At 41.9% G+C, this 15,238-nt stretch carries 16 protein-coding genes; 7 read left to right on the top strand and 9 right to left on the bottom strand.

Translation table 11 applies throughout. The features are described from left to right. The first annotated feature begins 34 nt into the window (after positions 1-34). The 6 genes from V7K62_RS29685 to V7K62_RS29660 all read left to right on the top strand — a co-directional run bounded on the left by V7K62_RS29685 (position 35) and on the right by V7K62_RS29660 (position 6,188). Positions 35-1,027: a glycosyltransferase family 2 protein gene (locus V7K62_RS29685; RefSeq protein WP_334870551.1), complete on the top strand. Its 993-nt coding sequence runs from the start codon at positions 35-37 to the stop codon at positions 1,025-1,027. 135 nt (positions 1,028-1,162) lie between these two features. Continuing rightward, a complete protein-coding gene (locus tag V7K62_RS29680; RefSeq protein WP_334870549.1) occupies positions 1,163-2,365 on the top strand; it encodes a glycosyltransferase family 4 protein in 1,203 nt (400 codons plus the stop codon). After that, positions 2,283-3,209 carry a glycosyltransferase family 2 protein gene (locus tag V7K62_RS29675; RefSeq protein ID WP_334870547.1) on the top strand — a complete coding sequence of 309 codons (927 nt, stop codon included), beginning with the start codon at positions 2,283-2,285 and terminating at the stop codon, positions 3,207-3,209. Before V7K62_RS29680 ends, V7K62_RS29675 begins: the two co-directional genes overlap by 83 nt. Positions 3,210-3,317: 108 nt before the next feature. Continuing rightward, positions 3,318-4,772: an O-antigen ligase domain-containing protein gene (locus V7K62_RS29670; protein WP_334870545.1), complete on the top strand. Its 1,455-nt coding sequence runs from the start codon at positions 3,318-3,320 to the stop codon at positions 4,770-4,772. A gap of 35 nt (positions 4,773-4,807) precedes the next feature. Further along, complete coding sequence (locus V7K62_RS29665) at positions 4,808-5,938, top strand: glycosyltransferase family 4 protein (RefSeq protein WP_334870543.1); 1,131 nt, start codon at positions 4,808-4,810, stop codon at positions 5,936-5,938. A 121-nt stretch (positions 5,939-6,059) separates the two neighbouring features. Further along, on the top strand, positions 6,060-6,188 hold the full coding sequence (locus V7K62_RS29660; protein WP_334870541.1) for a hypothetical protein: 129 nt from the start codon (positions 6,060-6,062) through the stop codon (positions 6,186-6,188). A gap of 200 nt (positions 6,189-6,388) precedes the next feature. Here V7K62_RS29660 and V7K62_RS29655 read toward each other — a convergent pair whose 3' ends face one another. The 6 genes from V7K62_RS29655 to V7K62_RS29630 all read right to left on the bottom strand — a co-directional run bounded on the left by V7K62_RS29655 (position 6,389) and on the right by V7K62_RS29630 (position 12,066). Then, a complete protein-coding gene (locus tag V7K62_RS29655) occupies positions 6,389-6,676 on the bottom strand; it encodes a hypothetical protein (protein WP_334870539.1) in 288 nt (95 codons plus the stop codon). After that, complete coding sequence (locus V7K62_RS29650) at positions 6,673-6,903, bottom strand: addiction module protein (protein WP_334870537.1); 231 nt, start codon at positions 6,901-6,903, stop codon at positions 6,673-6,675. The genes V7K62_RS29655 and V7K62_RS29650 overlap by 4 nt, the downstream gene beginning before the upstream one ends. Before the next feature lie 186 nt (positions 6,904-7,089). Further along, positions 7,090-8,706, bottom strand: a complete 1,617-nt coding sequence (locus V7K62_RS29645) for a GIY-YIG nuclease family protein (protein ID WP_334870535.1) — start codon at positions 8,704-8,706, stop codon at positions 7,090-7,092. A gap of 76 nt (positions 8,707-8,782) precedes the next feature. Next, the gene (locus V7K62_RS29640; protein WP_334870533.1) at positions 8,783-9,322 is read right to left on the bottom strand and encodes a DOMON-like domain-containing protein; all 540 of its coding nucleotides are present in this window, start codon (positions 9,320-9,322) and stop codon (positions 8,783-8,785) included. After that, positions 9,319-10,437, bottom strand: coding sequence for a phosphotransferase enzyme family protein (locus V7K62_RS29635; RefSeq protein WP_334870531.1), 1,119 nt, complete (start codon positions 10,435-10,437; stop codon positions 9,319-9,321). The genes V7K62_RS29640 and V7K62_RS29635 overlap by 4 nt, the downstream gene beginning before the upstream one ends. A gap of 324 nt (positions 10,438-10,761) precedes the next feature. After that, the gene (locus V7K62_RS29630; RefSeq protein ID WP_334870529.1) at positions 10,762-12,066 is read right to left on the bottom strand and encodes a hypothetical protein; all 1,305 of its coding nucleotides are present in this window, start codon (positions 12,064-12,066) and stop codon (positions 10,762-10,764) included. 314 nt (positions 12,067-12,380) lie between these two features. On the opposite strand from V7K62_RS29630, the gene cas6 reads away from it, so the two are divergent. Further along, positions 12,381-13,496: a CRISPR-associated endoribonuclease Cas6 gene (cas6, locus tag V7K62_RS29625; protein WP_334870527.1), complete on the top strand. Its 1,116-nt coding sequence runs from the start codon at positions 12,381-12,383 to the stop codon at positions 13,494-13,496. Between the two features lie 276 nt (positions 13,497-13,772). Here the strand turns inward: cas6 and V7K62_RS29620 are convergent, their stop codons facing one another. From V7K62_RS29620 to V7K62_RS29610, 3 genes are all read right to left on the bottom strand, one after another. Continuing rightward, complete coding sequence (locus V7K62_RS29620) at positions 13,773-14,258, bottom strand: hypothetical protein (protein WP_334870525.1); 486 nt, start codon at positions 14,256-14,258, stop codon at positions 13,773-13,775. Between the two features lie 511 nt (positions 14,259-14,769). After that, positions 14,770-14,910 (bottom strand): hypothetical protein, encoded by a 141-nt coding sequence (locus V7K62_RS29615; RefSeq protein WP_334870523.1) that lies wholly within the window; start codon positions 14,908-14,910, stop codon positions 14,770-14,772. After that, the coding region (locus V7K62_RS29610; RefSeq protein WP_442937353.1) for a WD40 repeat domain-containing protein at positions 14,885-15,238 on the bottom strand (354 nt) is incomplete at its 5' end. The genes V7K62_RS29610 and V7K62_RS29615, both read right to left, overlap by 26 nt.

The following is a 15,238-nucleotide window of genomic DNA, read 5'->3' as shown; positions in this document are numbered from 1 at the left end:
ATCTTTTGCTTAGAAAAAATTACGAGATAAAAATATGTCGTTACATCAAGAATACCAACAACCTTTAGTCAGCATTATTATCCCTACTTATAATAGACCAGAGTATCTCAAGCAAGCGATCGCAAGTGCTATCAAACAAACTTATCAAAATATTGAAATTATTATTTCTGATAATTGTAGTTCAGAAAATCCCCAAGCACTTGTCGCATCTTTTGGTGATTCACGTATCAAATTTTGGCAGCATCAGCAAAATGTGGGTATGTTAGCTAATCAGCAGCATGGCTTCAAGATGGCGCGAGGTAAATATGTTGCTAGTCTCCATGACGATGATATGTGGAATGAAGACTTTTTAGCAAAGCTTGTACCACCACTAGAAGCAAATCCTGATTTAATCATCGCTTTTTGTGACCAATATATTATAGATGCTAATGGCATAATTAATCAGGTTGGAACTGAAGAAAATACACGGGCTTATCAGCGAGATAAACTAGCAAAAGGAATTCATCAACCTTTTTATAAAATTGGGTTGGTAGATAAAAGTATACCTACTGCTGCATCTTGCGTGATTCGCAACAATTTGGTGGATTGGGATCGTATTCCCTCAGAAGTTGGCGGCATGTGGGATTTATATTTAACCTATCTGTGCTGTATATCTGGTCGTGGCGCTTACTATTGTCCAGAAAAATTGACGCAATATCGTGCCCATGAACAAACTGATACTATGCTCAGTGGTAGTCGAGATGTACAGGCAAAAATCCGCAAAGCTAAAAGCGAAATGTTTTGTTATCAAGTCTTTATGGAAGATGCTCGTCTACAGGAATTTAGAACTTATTTTCAACAGAAATGGTTAGAAGCTAATACTACTTTCGGAATTGGTTTGCTACGAAGCGAACAGATAGCAGCAGCACGTCCTTATTTTTGGCAGACATTAAAAAAACAAAAATTTAATGTGCGAACTTTGGCAGCACTTGGTCTTAGTTTTACTCCGCATTTTTTAGCAAGTAAGTTAATGAAAATATCGAAATAAGGCAGCAATTGCATTTAAGTTATCTTTTAAACTAACCACAGAGACGCAGAGGACACAGAGAGAATAAAAATCAGAGTATTTTTAACTCCTGCTTTGCGTCTTTACGTGAGTTTATATTACTCAGTAAGGTAGTGTATGAAACTTTGTATTGTTACTCATAAAATCAAAAAAGGTGATGGTCAAGGACGGGTAAACTATGAGGTTGTTAATGAAGCAATCCGTCGTGGTCATCACTTGACATTATTAGCTAGTGAAGTCGCATCAGAACTAGAAGACAATAGCCAAGTTAATTGGATTAAAATTCCAGTCAAAGGCTATCCTACAGAATTTGTGCGTAATTTCATATTTGCCCAAAAAAGTGCAGATTGGTTACGTAAACATCGCTCTGATATTGATTTAGTTAAAGTCAATGGAGCAATCAATATGGCTGCGGCTGATGTGAATGCTGTACATTTTGTCCACAGTTCATGGTTGCGATCGCCTGTTCATATTTCCCGCAACCGCCGCGATTTGTATGGTTTTTACCAATGGTTGTTTACGGCTTTTAATGCCCGTTGGGAAAAACAGGCTTTCCGAAAAGCGCAGGTTGTTGTGGCTGTATCCGAAAAGGTAGCCCAAGAATTAGTCAATATTGGTGTACAGCGTTCTCGGATTCGGGTAATTGTCAATGGTGTTGATTTAGAAGAGTTTACCCCCGGTGAAAGCAATCGCCAAAAATTAGGTTTACCGGAGAATGTCACCCTGGCCTTATTTGCTGGAGACATCCGCACACCTAGAAAGAATTTAGATACAGTACTACACGCCTTGGTGAAAGTTCCCAATTTACATCTGGCGGTGGTGGGTCACATCGAAGGTAGTCCCTTCCCACAACTAGCGGCTTCTTTGGGGTTAAGCGATCGCGTGCATTTTGTCGGATTTCGCCGTGATATCCCCGAAATTATGCGGTCAGTAGATTTATTTATTTTTCCTTCCCGATATGAAGCTTGTAGCCTCGTATTGTTAGAAGCACTTTCTTCAGGACTGCCAGTAATTACTGCCACGGCTACCGGAGGTGCAGAGTTGGTGACACCAGAATGTGGCGTCGTCTTACGCGACTCAGATGATATCGATGCTTTAGCTGTGGCGATGATGTCCTTGGTAAGCGTAGATATGCTAATGCAGCAAATGAGTCAAGCTGCTCGTTCTGTGGCAGAACAATATAGCTGGACTACTATGGCACAAACTTATGTGGATCTATTCGAGGAGTTAAGCAAGAATGCGGAACACCGTTCTCATACCGACTTATCGCCGTCCACAAGACCTATCACGCTGCCTTTTGGCGCTACAGAAGCAAACTAAACCCGTCGATCAGGTGATAGTGGTTGTGCGCGATACGGATACAGAAACTTGGCAATTTCTGGCGCAACTAAACGCGCACAACTTGCCACTGCATACTGTGAAAGTCGCACAACCTGGGGTAGTAGCAGCTCTCAACGCCGGATTAACAGCAGTGGAGGGTGATATTGTTTCCATTACTGATGATGATGCCGCACCCCACCCGGATTGGTTAGAGCGTATTGCCGCTTACTTTACCTATGATAGTCGCCTCGGCGGTCTGGGAGGGCGTGATTGGGTACACCACGGCAGCAAATTAGAAGACGAATCCCGCTTGGTAGTTGGACAGTTGCAGTGGTTTGGGCGAGTGATTGGCAACCATCATCTGGGAGTGGGAGAACCCCGCGAAGTCGATATTCTCAAGGGCGTGAACATGAGTTTTCGTACCCAAGCAATCGGACAACTGCGCTTTGACGAGCGTATGCGTGGTACTGGAGCGCAGGTACACTTTGAAATGGCGTTTACTCTGGCATTAAAGCGGGCTGGTTGGAAGATAATTTATGATCCTAACGTTGCTGTAGATCACTATCCAGCACAACGTTTTGATGAAGATAAGCGAAATAACTTTAATGAGATTGCCTTTATTAATTTAGTCCATAATGAAACCTTAGTTTTACTAGAGCATTTGCCATTTATCCGCCGGATTGTATTTTTGTTCTGGGCAGTATTCGTGGGTACATGCGATAGTTTGGGCTTAATACAATGGCTGAGATTTTTACCTAGCCAAGGGCAGTTGGCAGGGAAAAAGTTATTAGCATCTTGGCGTGGACGTTGGCAAGGATATAAACAATTCAAAGTTCAAAATTAAAGACCTGGCGAATAGAATTCGCGGCTACACAAACTAAGGAAAAATTCAGTGTTTTAAGTTTTACCTGTGTAGACGCGGTTTCTAACCGCCCTTTTAACCTTAAAATGAATGAATTCTAAACAGATACTTTTCAATAGTTTTTTACAAGAAAACTATTCTCCTGAAGAGCGATCGCTACAGGGTTGGATGGCGATCGCAGGTTTTATATTACTAACTGTAGTTTGTTATTTTGCTGGTGCTACTGCCGCATTGCGCCTAATTTACCCAGTAACAGCTTTAGCAGTAGCCGTATTTTTATACTTGCGGCATCCCATTCTCTACATCAGCTTTACCTGGTGGATCTGGTTTCTCACACCCTTAGCTACCCGCTTAGTTGACTATCGGGTGGGCTGGGACGCTACCCGTCAAATGCTCATAGCACCATACTTAGTGGTGTTTGTCACCATAGCAACATTCTTACGACACTTTCCCCGCGCCTCTGGTCAAGGGGGTTTGCCGTTTGTTTTGGCTTTTATCGGAGTGTTCTATGGCTTTCTAATCGGTCTAATTTACAACCCACCTATCCCTGTCGCACGTGGATTGATGGATTGGCTCAGTCCGATTATCTTCGCTTTTCACTTATTTATCAACTGGCGAGATTATCCCAGCTATCGCCAGAACTTTCAGCGAACATTTCTCTGGTGTGTGTTGATTTTAGGAACTTATGGCGTATATCAATTTGTGGTGGCTCCTGAGTGGGATAGGTACTGGCTGATACAATCAAAATTATTCATGAGTTCTGGAAATCCTGTGCCTTTCGGGATGCGCGTCTGGAGTACATTGCACTCAGTCGGCCCCTTTGGTTCAGTCATGCAAGCTGGTTTACTATTGTTATTTACCAGTTCGGGAAACTTAATTTTTCCGGCTTCAGCTGTTGGTTACTTGTCCTTTCTGTTGACACAAGCGCGTACTAATTGGGGAGGCTGGTTATTTGGAATAATTATGATTATGGGTTCAGTCAAGGCGCGGATTCAAATGCGCTTAATTACCATAATTGTGGTCATGGCAATTTGTGTTGTGCCATTGACAACTATCGAGCCAATTGCTGGGGTTGTAGCAGCCCGTTTAGAAACTTTTTCTAATCTTGAAGAAGATAACAGTTTTAAAGATAGATCGGGAAGTTATGACAAAAACCTTGGTTTAGCTCTTTCTAATGGTCTAGGTAACGGTTTAGGAAATATTTGGAAGGTCAACGAAAAAACTGGTCAAATTGAAGTGGTGGTGATTGATAGTGGCATTTTAGATATGTTTTTCACCCTTGGGTGGTTTGGAGCCATCTTTTATATGGGTGGATTAATTTTGTTAATTGTTAGTGTTAGTAGCTATGGTGAAGGTCGTTTTGATAGTTTTGTCAGTGCTGCCCGCGCCATTGGTATCAGTTCTGCTGCACAGTTAGTTATCGGTAGCGGTATGTTGAGTGTGGCAGGGATGATTCTTTGGGGATTTTTAGCTATGGCGATGGCAGGACATAAGTACTATAGCAATCCCAAGATCCCGGACTTCTCTAAGAAGTCGAGGATCTGATAAATCTTACAACTTAAATAGGACTGATAGAAATTATGAAAGTAATTATTGTCATGCCACTAGCCGAGCAACGAGGCGGTGGTGAAATGATGCTTTGGGATTTGGTGCAGCAGGGACGTAATGCTGGTGTTGAGTGGCTGGTGATATTTTTAGAAGACGGCCCGATGGTAGAACAAGTGAAGTCCCTCGGTATTGATGCGCGAGTTGTGGAAAGTGGACGTTTACGCCAAATCCACCGTTTTGTGGGCGCTGTTTTTCGGATAGCTGCGATCGCCCGCCGCGAACGTGCAGATATAATTGTCAATTGGATGTGGATCACGCATATATCTGGAGGTTTGGCGGCGATGCTGGCGAGGTTGCCTGCTGTGTGGTATCAACTAGAAGTACCTAGCGATCAGACTTGGTTGGTGCGAATCGCTACTTTAATCCCCGCGCGGGCAATTATCACTCTTTCACAAGATGGTAAGCAAGCACAAGCAGAAATTTGGCCCCACAGACCAACACCTTTGGTTTATCCTGGTGTCGCACTAGACCGATTTGAGCCTAATGCTTTACCGTCTCCTGAAGAAGCACGGCGGAAACTGGGCTTACCTTTACATGGGCCGTTGATTGGAATTGTGGGACGATTGCAACGATGGAAGGGAATGCACGTATTGGTGCAAGCGATGCCCAAAATTTTACAGAAGTATCCCGATGCCCATTGTGTGGTAGTTGGTGGTAAACACGATTTAGAACCCGATTATGAGGACTTCTTAAAAGCAGAAATCGCCGCTTTGGGCTTGAAAGACCAAGTAATTATGGCTGGGCTACAGCGTAATATCCCGGAGTGGGTACAGGCGATGGATGTATTTGTTCATGCATCAGATAAAGAGCCGTTTGGGATTGTGATTATTGAGGCGATGGCACTGGGTAAACCTGTAATTGCTGGTAATGCAGGCGGCCCGACAGAAATTATTACCGATGGGATGAATGGACTATTAACACCTTACGGCGATGCGGATAAATTAGCGATCGCAATTCTCCGCTATCTTGACGAGCAAGAATTTGCCCGGAGTGCGGGAGTAGCTGCCAGGCAACGCGCCCTGGATTTCTCAACGCAGAATTATGCCCAAAATTTTATTAATGCGATTCGTTCGGCAATACCAAGCGTTTCATCTGCTGAATGAAACGGTAAACTTGTTGCAAAAGTCAATTTTATGAAAATGAAACCACAGATTTACATCGATTAATTATCTATGTGCATCTGTGGTTAAGAATAATAAATTAGATTGAAAGGAATTAAATTTTATGGATCATCCTTTTATCCGTTGTGGTATGCTTGTTCGGCAAAATCGCAAAATCTTTAATTCGATGGCTTTGTATGACTTACGTCGGGTGAATAATGTAACAGTACTGGCGGGAATGGCACTAAGATAAGCCCAAAGCCTTGTGTTGCCTCGTTCCCAGCCTCCAGGCTGGGAATGTATTCCGAATGGGCTGCTGCCTCTCGTCAAGAAAGAGGAGGCGGAGCCTCCCAGGATGGGTTCCTAGCCTGAAGGCTAGGAACCAGTCAGGGCAAGGGTTATATCTTAACTTAGTGCCATTCAGTACTGGCGGATTGTGGTGATCGCTATTCTCTACGACTTTTCCAGTATCCAGACTCTCGACTGCAATGCATAACAGCAAGAATTAGAATGTAGTCTTGCTCGATTGTATAGATAACACCGTAGGGAAACTTTCGTGTCAGGCATCACAAGAGTGTCTTCATCGATTAATGGACAGCGAGTGGGTGACTCCCTAATTTGATAAACTGTATCTTCCACTGCATCGATAAACCCTTGTGCTAACTCTAGACGACTTTCGGCATAATATTGAACTGCTTGAGAATATTCAGTCAGCGCCTGAGGGTGAAATACATATTTCATTGTTCAAGAAGTCGCCTGATCTGTGCTAATGCTTCGTCCCCTGGTATCGGCTCAACAGCACCGCTGCGGATTTCATCTCCCCGCCGTTTTGCCTCAGTCATCCAACCAGCCTCAACCATTGGATCAATGTCAAATTCTAGGCTTTCAAGCAGCTTTTCTGCCAGAAATGCTCTTGATTCACTTGGCAAAGACAATACTTCTTGTATCAGTTGTTCGATAGACAACATAATCACACAACTGGTGTTTAACTTTTGCTTTTAGTGTACCTCATTGATGAAGTAAAGCCGATACAACTATGGGGAAACTAACCTATGGCGATGGGCGATCGCAATCTGCTTTCAAAACGCCAAATTACAGACGAGGAAATACGATCCATTTGCTCGTCAAAGTTTTTCAGAGTGAGATGCTAGTAGCTAAGTGCGTGAAGACTCAGATTTGAATGAAAACCTGAGTTTAGGTATTCCACTTTCCTGTAAGCGACTTTTGATAATATCTACAACTTCCCTGTATGACATATCATCTTTAGGCCCAAATGGTATATCTGCTTTCCACTTACCATTTAAGGTGACAGTAAGCATAGCAGGTACTAGAAATTTCCTAGCAGATATATATGCTTTACTTATGTATCCTTCTTCTTCGTTGAGTCTTACTTTATTGAAATCTGATAGACAGGATTCTAGTAGCAACCAAAATACTCGATCTACTGTGGCTGCTAAATAAACTTCTTTATAAAGAGAGCCTTGCACTGTTGTGCCTTTTGCACCATGTATGTAGTTACCTCTACCGATTGTTGTCTTTCCACCGTTTGCGAGACTAATAACCCTGTAGCTTATTGGTTCTTTAAGATTACCCAAAAATGTCTTGACGAAGATAGTCATCCTTTTATCTTTGTTATTGTCTACGTAGTTATCATCTTTTGGTAAATAATTCAAGTATTTGTTGACTTGATACTGTTCCAAGTCAAGACCACGTTCTATTAATAATTGCTTGAAATACTCTTTTTTGGCAATAAGGTTTGTTAGTCTATTGGGAGAGTTTGGATTGCTTTCTTCTTCCGTCTTGTGTTCTATCAGGAAAATTTTCAGTTTGCTAGTGTCTATGTGTTCGTTAAATAGCAATTTAATCAGATCCTTCTTATATGGAGATAATCGTTCTATTGCCTTGTGACGCATTTGCTCATATTCATGGTATTGGTTCTCGGAAGACATATAAATTCCCGTAACACTTAGCAGGCATTTATTTTTGAGTATAACTAGAGAGTCTTCATTGACAACCCTCATATCAACTCCAGCTAATTGAGTCAATTCATAACCTTGAATATGTTCTAAAGCTTCTTTCGCGGCTCTGTAGATTTCGATAGCAAAGCCATTAACCAATAGTCTTCTTAAGAAGAATAACCCATATTGTTCATCTTTTATTTTACCTTTGCAAGCCCAGTTGTCTGAATAGTTAGTGCGCTGCTTGAACACCTGTTTTAAGAAACGATTAACAGACCGCCAATCCTTTGCAAATTCTTCTAACTCTTGTAAATTTATACAGACGTGTATTACATTCAGGGGCAATACAGCTTTCTGAACTCTCCAATCATCTCGCCAATATATAGAATCATTAATCAGCTTAGGGTCTTGTTTTCGTGGAGGCTCTACACCTAATACAAAACTGTATGGTGCAAGGATAGTTAGTGTTTCCCGTAATAGCGTTTCTGTTGGATGTAGTTTCTTTATTTTAATTTTAGTTCCGTTCAGTTGCGGGTTGTACTCCTCAATGCGCTGTCGTTCCATAGCATTGAGATGTGATTCAGCTACCAATTCGTAGTATATGACAAACTGCTTCTTTCGCTGTTTTTGTAGCTGATCCAGTCTGTGATGGCTATCACCTGCCCAACGACTACGTAAATTTTTCGCCTGCCCTACATACCAAACTATAAATTGTTCATCTAATACATAGTATATTCCTGAATTTTCAGGAAGTAACTCTCTACTCTTTATACTTATATGAGGTAATTGCAATATATATTCATTTGCATTCATATTCACCTTCTATAGTTACTAAGTTAAGTATCTACAGCTAATATTCCCAACTTTGCAAGCTATATTAAAATGCATCTCACAACTTAACAATAAAACTGTCTCGCAGATGAAAGTCAGCCTCCGCGCCTCGATGAGTTAACGCCCAGTAAGTCACCTTACCATCTCTATATTTAATAACGGTAGTAATGCCAACTTCAATGGCTTGCTCTGCCGAGATGATTTTACCCAAATCGACATCCAACAGAAGTGTTAAACCATCAGGTTGATTCTGAACACTAAACGGTAGCTTTTCAAAAGCTGTTTCCTCTTGCATTCCTTGACGATACCCATCAAAATGATAGACATTCCAGTGTCCGGCGGGAGAGAGATTGAATTCCCAATACCGTTGAGAATTATTGATGCCAAGGAAGAACTCAAAACAAGTGTCTTCCCACAATTCGTACTTGCGTGATGGTGCATTTGATGGTGGAGTAATTGCAATCTCTTTTAAATCGCCTCCAAGGGTATAGCAGATACTAAGTTGATTAGCATTTCGGGCGATATTGCCTGCAATTTTTAAATTAAGCAGGGATTTTGTAGAAGCAAAGGGTTGCAGCGAAAATGTTTGGTCGTTCATTTCATGTCTTGGATAATTTTGCAAATCTGCGTTTCTTGAGATTCAATACTTTCGGTAAGCTTAAACTGGACGATCGCTCTTGCTAAATTATGTTCTGGGTGCTTAACTTTAAAGTAGACATTCCCCGCTAAATAATCAGCAAAAAATCTCAGTCCTAGTTCAAAAGTAATTAGACGAATGGCATCATATATGTATGCATAATCATTTTCGATCAGAAATGCCTTTGCCACAGCGAGATAACCCTGTAGAATTTCCTGGCACAGATCAGTATCGAAATAAATACTTTCCCAATTCTCGGTTTCTTCACCAGCAGGATTACAACCCGATCGCAGACAATCGCCAATATCGTAATGTACCAGACCGGGTTTAACAGTGTCCAGGTCGATCACGCTGACTGCTTGCTGAGTAACAATGTCAAACATAACGTTATTGATTTTGGGATCGCCGTGCATCAGACGTAGTGGTAAGATACCCTCAGCTTTGGCATTTTCTAGGATATGTGCAAAGGTTTGGCGATCGCTAACAAACTGCAAGCAATAATTAACTTCTGAAGATTGACGCACCCTAGTTTTCGCCAAAACTTCCTGATAATGTTGGAGATAAAGCGGTGTAATATGGAACCCTTGAAGAGTGTCAGCAAGTTTTTCTGGTGGCAAATCGCTGATTAAATTGTGAAACATCCCCAAGGCATAACCGATTTCTTTGGCGTGTGAGCGATCGCTCATCGTATCAAAGGACTGGGAACCTTCAATAAAGCTGATTGCCCGCCAAAATGAGCTATCTGCATCCCTCCAGTGGTCTTGAGCATTTTTGGTCAAAAGTACGCGTGGCACTTCCCAGCGACGATTAAGGGGTGTATCCTGCAACCGTTTGTGAACATGCTCTGTTAAGGTACGCATATTCTGCATAATCAGTTGTGGCTGACGAAAAACCTGTGTGTTGATGCGTTGCAGGACAAAATGTTGTTCTTTTGAGGAATCTAGAGTTACTAAAAAGGTGTCATTGATATTACCACTGCCAAATGCTTTAACGCCTGTAACCTTCCCCAGTTGGGCGAATTGGTTAGCGATCGCCACCAGATTCCGGGCATCCTGTGTATTTAATTCTTCTGTCATGTGTTTGACCTGCACTACTCCTCACGTACATTGCACGAAAGCAATAGGGGATATCGTACCGCAAGTGTCAATATAATTCGTAATTCGTAATGACGCTCGTTCCTCTCTACGAGACGCTGCGCGAACGCTACCGCTTCTCTACGAGACGCTTCGCGAACAGCCCTCAAATTAGGACTAAAGTCCTTACTACAAACCTTAAATTATTCACGCCGCTCTACTTACAGCAATCCTGAATCCATTCGTGAAAAACAAGATCCCCGACTTTTCAAAGAAGTCGGGGATCTGCGGGTTGCAATTTTCGTCAACCCCGTGTTAATTCAACAGTTAGGAAATCTCATCGTTATTAACCCACTCGTCATAAGATGAGTCATAACCAATGTAGTGAAGAAAGTATTGCTGACCTTGGGTTTGCTCAATCGTTGCGGAATACCAAGCCTCTTGGTCATCATCCCAACATTTTACCTTTTGACCTACTGCATATCCATTGTCATCAGAGGAGCGAAGATCGCGAGTCCGAATGTCATCTTCACCCACCCACTCGTCATGAGATGAACCGTAACCAAGGTAATGAATAAAGAATTGGTCATCTTGCATTTTCTCAATTGTTCCCTGATACCAATCCGCGTCTTCATTATCCCAGACTTCTACTGTTTTGCTTACTTCATACTGATTATTATCTGATTGGACAGCAGATGAGACATCTTGAATAGGCTTTTGTTCCTCTTGTTTAATTTCCTCTTTTACTAAAGTGTATGCTTGCAAAATCAAACTGCGAGCGACAGTTTGAATTCCTGTATGCTCGTAGTAATTGGTAGTTTGATCTAGGAATGCTGCAACCAAATCTAAATTATCATCAGCAATCTGAATAAAATTACCCAAGTTACTAGAAATTGATTGCGGGGTTATGCCTGTCTTGGATACTAAATTATTCATCCAGCCTTGCACAGAGTTGAAACCCTGATTGATAAAACCAAGTTTATCAGAAGGATTACTGCCTGGGAGAAAGTTATTAACGGCTAAGAAAACCGGATTTTGAGTTATGACGCTAGCATCAGTGCCACTAATAACTCCGTGAATTTTACTGAGGAAGTCGGGGCCTAATGGCAGAATTCCATCTAGACAAACTAGAGCTACCATCCGCATTAGGGATGCATTTTGATAGTTGTTAGTAAGGGAATTAGCAAACTCTTGAGGATTCGGTTGAGGAATGCCATTTAGTTTGCAAAAGGCGATGATTTCGACAGCTATTTTTAGTACCAAGTCAATGGATTGAGTGACATCAGCTTTGGGAGTAATTTTACCTAAAAAAGAGAGAAAGCCGATTTTCTCACTAACTTTATTCGCTAAAGCCGCTGCTCCCATAGCTGTGTCTGCCTTATCAATTGTTTGATAAAGTTTGATTGCGAACTGGTAGCCTTGTTGAGGATCTTCGTATAAAACAACAGCGCGATCGCGAATTTTCGGAATTACCTTAGCATCGGTTTCTCCAGTAATGGTACGAATACTATTGTCAAACCCCGTCAAATTGCTCCACTCACCTGGTGCTACATAATCAAGAGCCTTTAAAACTTTGACAGTGATATTGTCAGTCGGTAATTCGTCAACCAACTGAATAATTGATTTATCCATCAGCCGATCCTCAAAACTCAAGATATCGTTACTACAACACGTTTCAGAGCAGCCCACACCCCACAAGAAGCCTTTCTTTGGTGGGCGCTGGGCAATTACTGAACCGTATTTATAGAGTTCCCCGACCTAACCAAAAAATAACGATGTGAGTAACAGGCGCTACACCTAAAAATATTGCCCAGGCGATCGCGCTGCAAGTATACAATGTACTCTTGAAGTTTTACTTAGAAGGAATGCGATCGCGACTCAGAGCTTTATCCCCTTCTGGGGATGAAAACAAGATAAAATAGAGAAACTGTGGCTCAAATGATACCATGCCTCGAAGCTCTCAAAAAAAGCCAAATATCGCTCCATCTCACCTTACATGGTCGCCAGACACAGAGTTAATCGGCTTGGAATTTGAGTTAGTCCCCGCAAAAGATTGTGACCTCTTCCCTCAGTATACGATTGGACTACACGCCTGGTTTCTCCAGCAAGTGCGTTCCACAGACTCAGAACTTTCTGCTTACCTCCATGATGGAGAGTCAGAAAAACCTTTTACCATCTCAGCTTTAAATGGAGAGATTACTAGTAGCGGCAGACAAATACAATTATCTGCAAACACCTCCTATCGTTGGTATGTCACAGCTTTATCTCATCGAGTGCAACAGTGGATGGCGCAATGGGTAGAAAATTTGCCAGAGGTGCTTGATTTAAGAAATGCCCCTTTGCAGATTCGTTCTGTCAAAATTGCCCATCCTCCCACGACTTATACACAACTGCTAGAATCTGAGCATAGTGGGACTCTCGCTTTGAGATTTCTCAGTGCTACAAGTTTTCGCCGTAAAGGTCATCACTTCCCTCTACCAGTACCAGTAAATGTATTTCATAGCTACCTGCGCCGCTGGAATGACTTTTCGGGGATGTCTGTTGACCAGGATGCTTTTCTGACTTGGTTAGATGATTATATCTTGATTATTCGTTGCCAACTGACAACCGCGAAGGTATTGGCGGGGAAGAAAGGCGCAGTTACAGGATTCACTGGGGCAATTGAGTTTAGTTTAACTAAAGATGCAGCAAAGCAGCCAGAATTTGGGCAGTTATTTTCTGCTTTAGGGAAACTTGCACCCTACTGCGGTACTGGTCACAAAACTACTTTTGGCTTGGGACAAACACGTTTGGGTTGGTCATCTGAAGTTGTCCAAGATATACCTGATGTGCAAACTGTCCTGGCAAAACGCATTGAAGATTTAACAGAGATGTTTAAGGCACAACGCAAACGGACAGGGGGAGAACGCGCAGATGCGATCGCTTCAAAATGGGCGACAATCTTAGCACGGCGGGAAATTGGTGAGTCCTTGCAGGTGGTAGCAGAAGATTTAGAGATGCCTTATGAAACAGTGAAGACTTATGTGAAGTTGGCACGTCGCGCTTTGAAGAGTGAGGAGTAGTTTGATATACTCTTGTTCAAGAAAGCGGAACGTTGAAAAATTAATATTGCGTTTTCTAGTTAAAGTGTTGGTTGTTACCCTACACACGCAAATTTTTCGCGGGGGTATGCCAATGCTTGAAACCCTTATGATTTCGTTGACCCCCGCGAATCGCTTACTGCGTAAGGATTTGAGATGTCTATTGTCGGGAGCTAGTGTCAGTAAAGTATGCTTATTGACAGTAAAATCAGACCCCCTGCGAAAATGGCACTTTCAAACCCAGTCGTAGCAAGTGTTCTAGAAGGGTAGGGTTTTCAAATCATTATCCCTCACGGGGATGGAAACAGTATTCTTGGGACTTTGGTTTTCTTCCTTAAAATTACCAAAAAATGCAGGTAAATCAACCAAATTTATCCGGTCAAGGAGTGCTGAAGCACCACGAATATCCGGTAATTTCGATTCTTCAAAAACATATTGTTTAATTTTTGTCGCACCACCATAAACTAAGCCAATACGCGTTTTATCCTCCCAAAGTTTTAAGTAATCCTCTTTTTGCTTTAACTCATTGAGTGTTTTAGGCGTACAGTCTTCAAAAGTGTTGTAGAGTCGCTGTGCTTGTTGAACAACAGATTTTATACTTTCCGGCACATCCTCTCCTTGTTGCAATCCCTGTCGCATTTGATGTAACGTACTGAGTTCATCATGATTGAGATTGTGCTTTTCACCCCAGGCAAGACACCAGGCTAGTGCAGTAATTGTACGTGTGCGATAATCCTTTGTCATAGGGTTAAATCAAAGCAATCAGCGATTAGACTCAACCTGCCAATAGTCTTATTTTCTGCTGAGAGGGCTTGGTAAAAAGTAACTTATTTATCTTTTAAGTGTCCATACTATTTCATACTCCCTTTCCAGTAAAAATGGCTTCTGCAAGCGTTCACACTTCTTCAGAAGCCATTTTGTCATCTGTAATGACATAAAAAAGTTATACAATTTGAATATCTGTAAGTCTTATGTTTACGTTCATATTTTCCTAAACATCAAAAAATAAAGTTGTACACTTTTTCCAGTATCTCTCATATTCATAAGTAAAAAAGTTGTATAATTCCTCAAAAGCAAGCCTTGTAAGGGTTTGGAACTATTTGTTACAAGATTCAATGGCAATCGTTCCCCAGACAAAGCCAAATCAGTAATTTTGGTTGGTGATGTATGCGATCGCAGTAGCAGAAGCTGTTACAGAGTGCGTGAAACACCCAAAGGTGAAAGCGGAAGCTGCTACAGACTATGCGAATAGATATTAGGAAGCGATCGCTTGTTTTAAGAAGTGCATTGTTTGATTTTTGTAAGCGATCGCCCCGAAAGTTTCCCGAAAGTGCGATGGCACTAGCAGTAATTGATTTTCGACTTCAAAGCTAATTGCTCTTTGTACCAATGCCATCGCAGAAGTGCTTGTCGCTCACATTGGGATTTGATTGTAAATAAACACGTAGCCTGTTGCAACTGTAGCTCATTAGATCGTTGAGACTACCAGAAATTATTAAATTATTAAGGTGATTTGGGTACATATTCCAGAGTTTCACGGTTTTGTCAAAACTAGCAGAAGCAATGGTCTTGCCATCGGGGCTGAATGCTACGCTATAGACCGTATTACTATGCCCGTTGAGGGTGATGATTTCCTTCCCTGTAGCCGCATTCCAGAGTTTCACGGTTTTGTCAGCACTAGCAGAGGCGATGGTCTTGCCATCGGGGCTGAATGCTACGCTATA

The sequence above is a fragment of the Nostoc sp. genome (genome assembly GCF_036917935.1).
Lineage (GTDB): Bacteria > Cyanobacteriota > Cyanobacteriia > Cyanobacteriales > Nostocaceae > Nostoc.
Note: the sequence above shows the minus strand (reverse complement) of the source record. Positions and strands in the feature narration are given on the sequence as shown.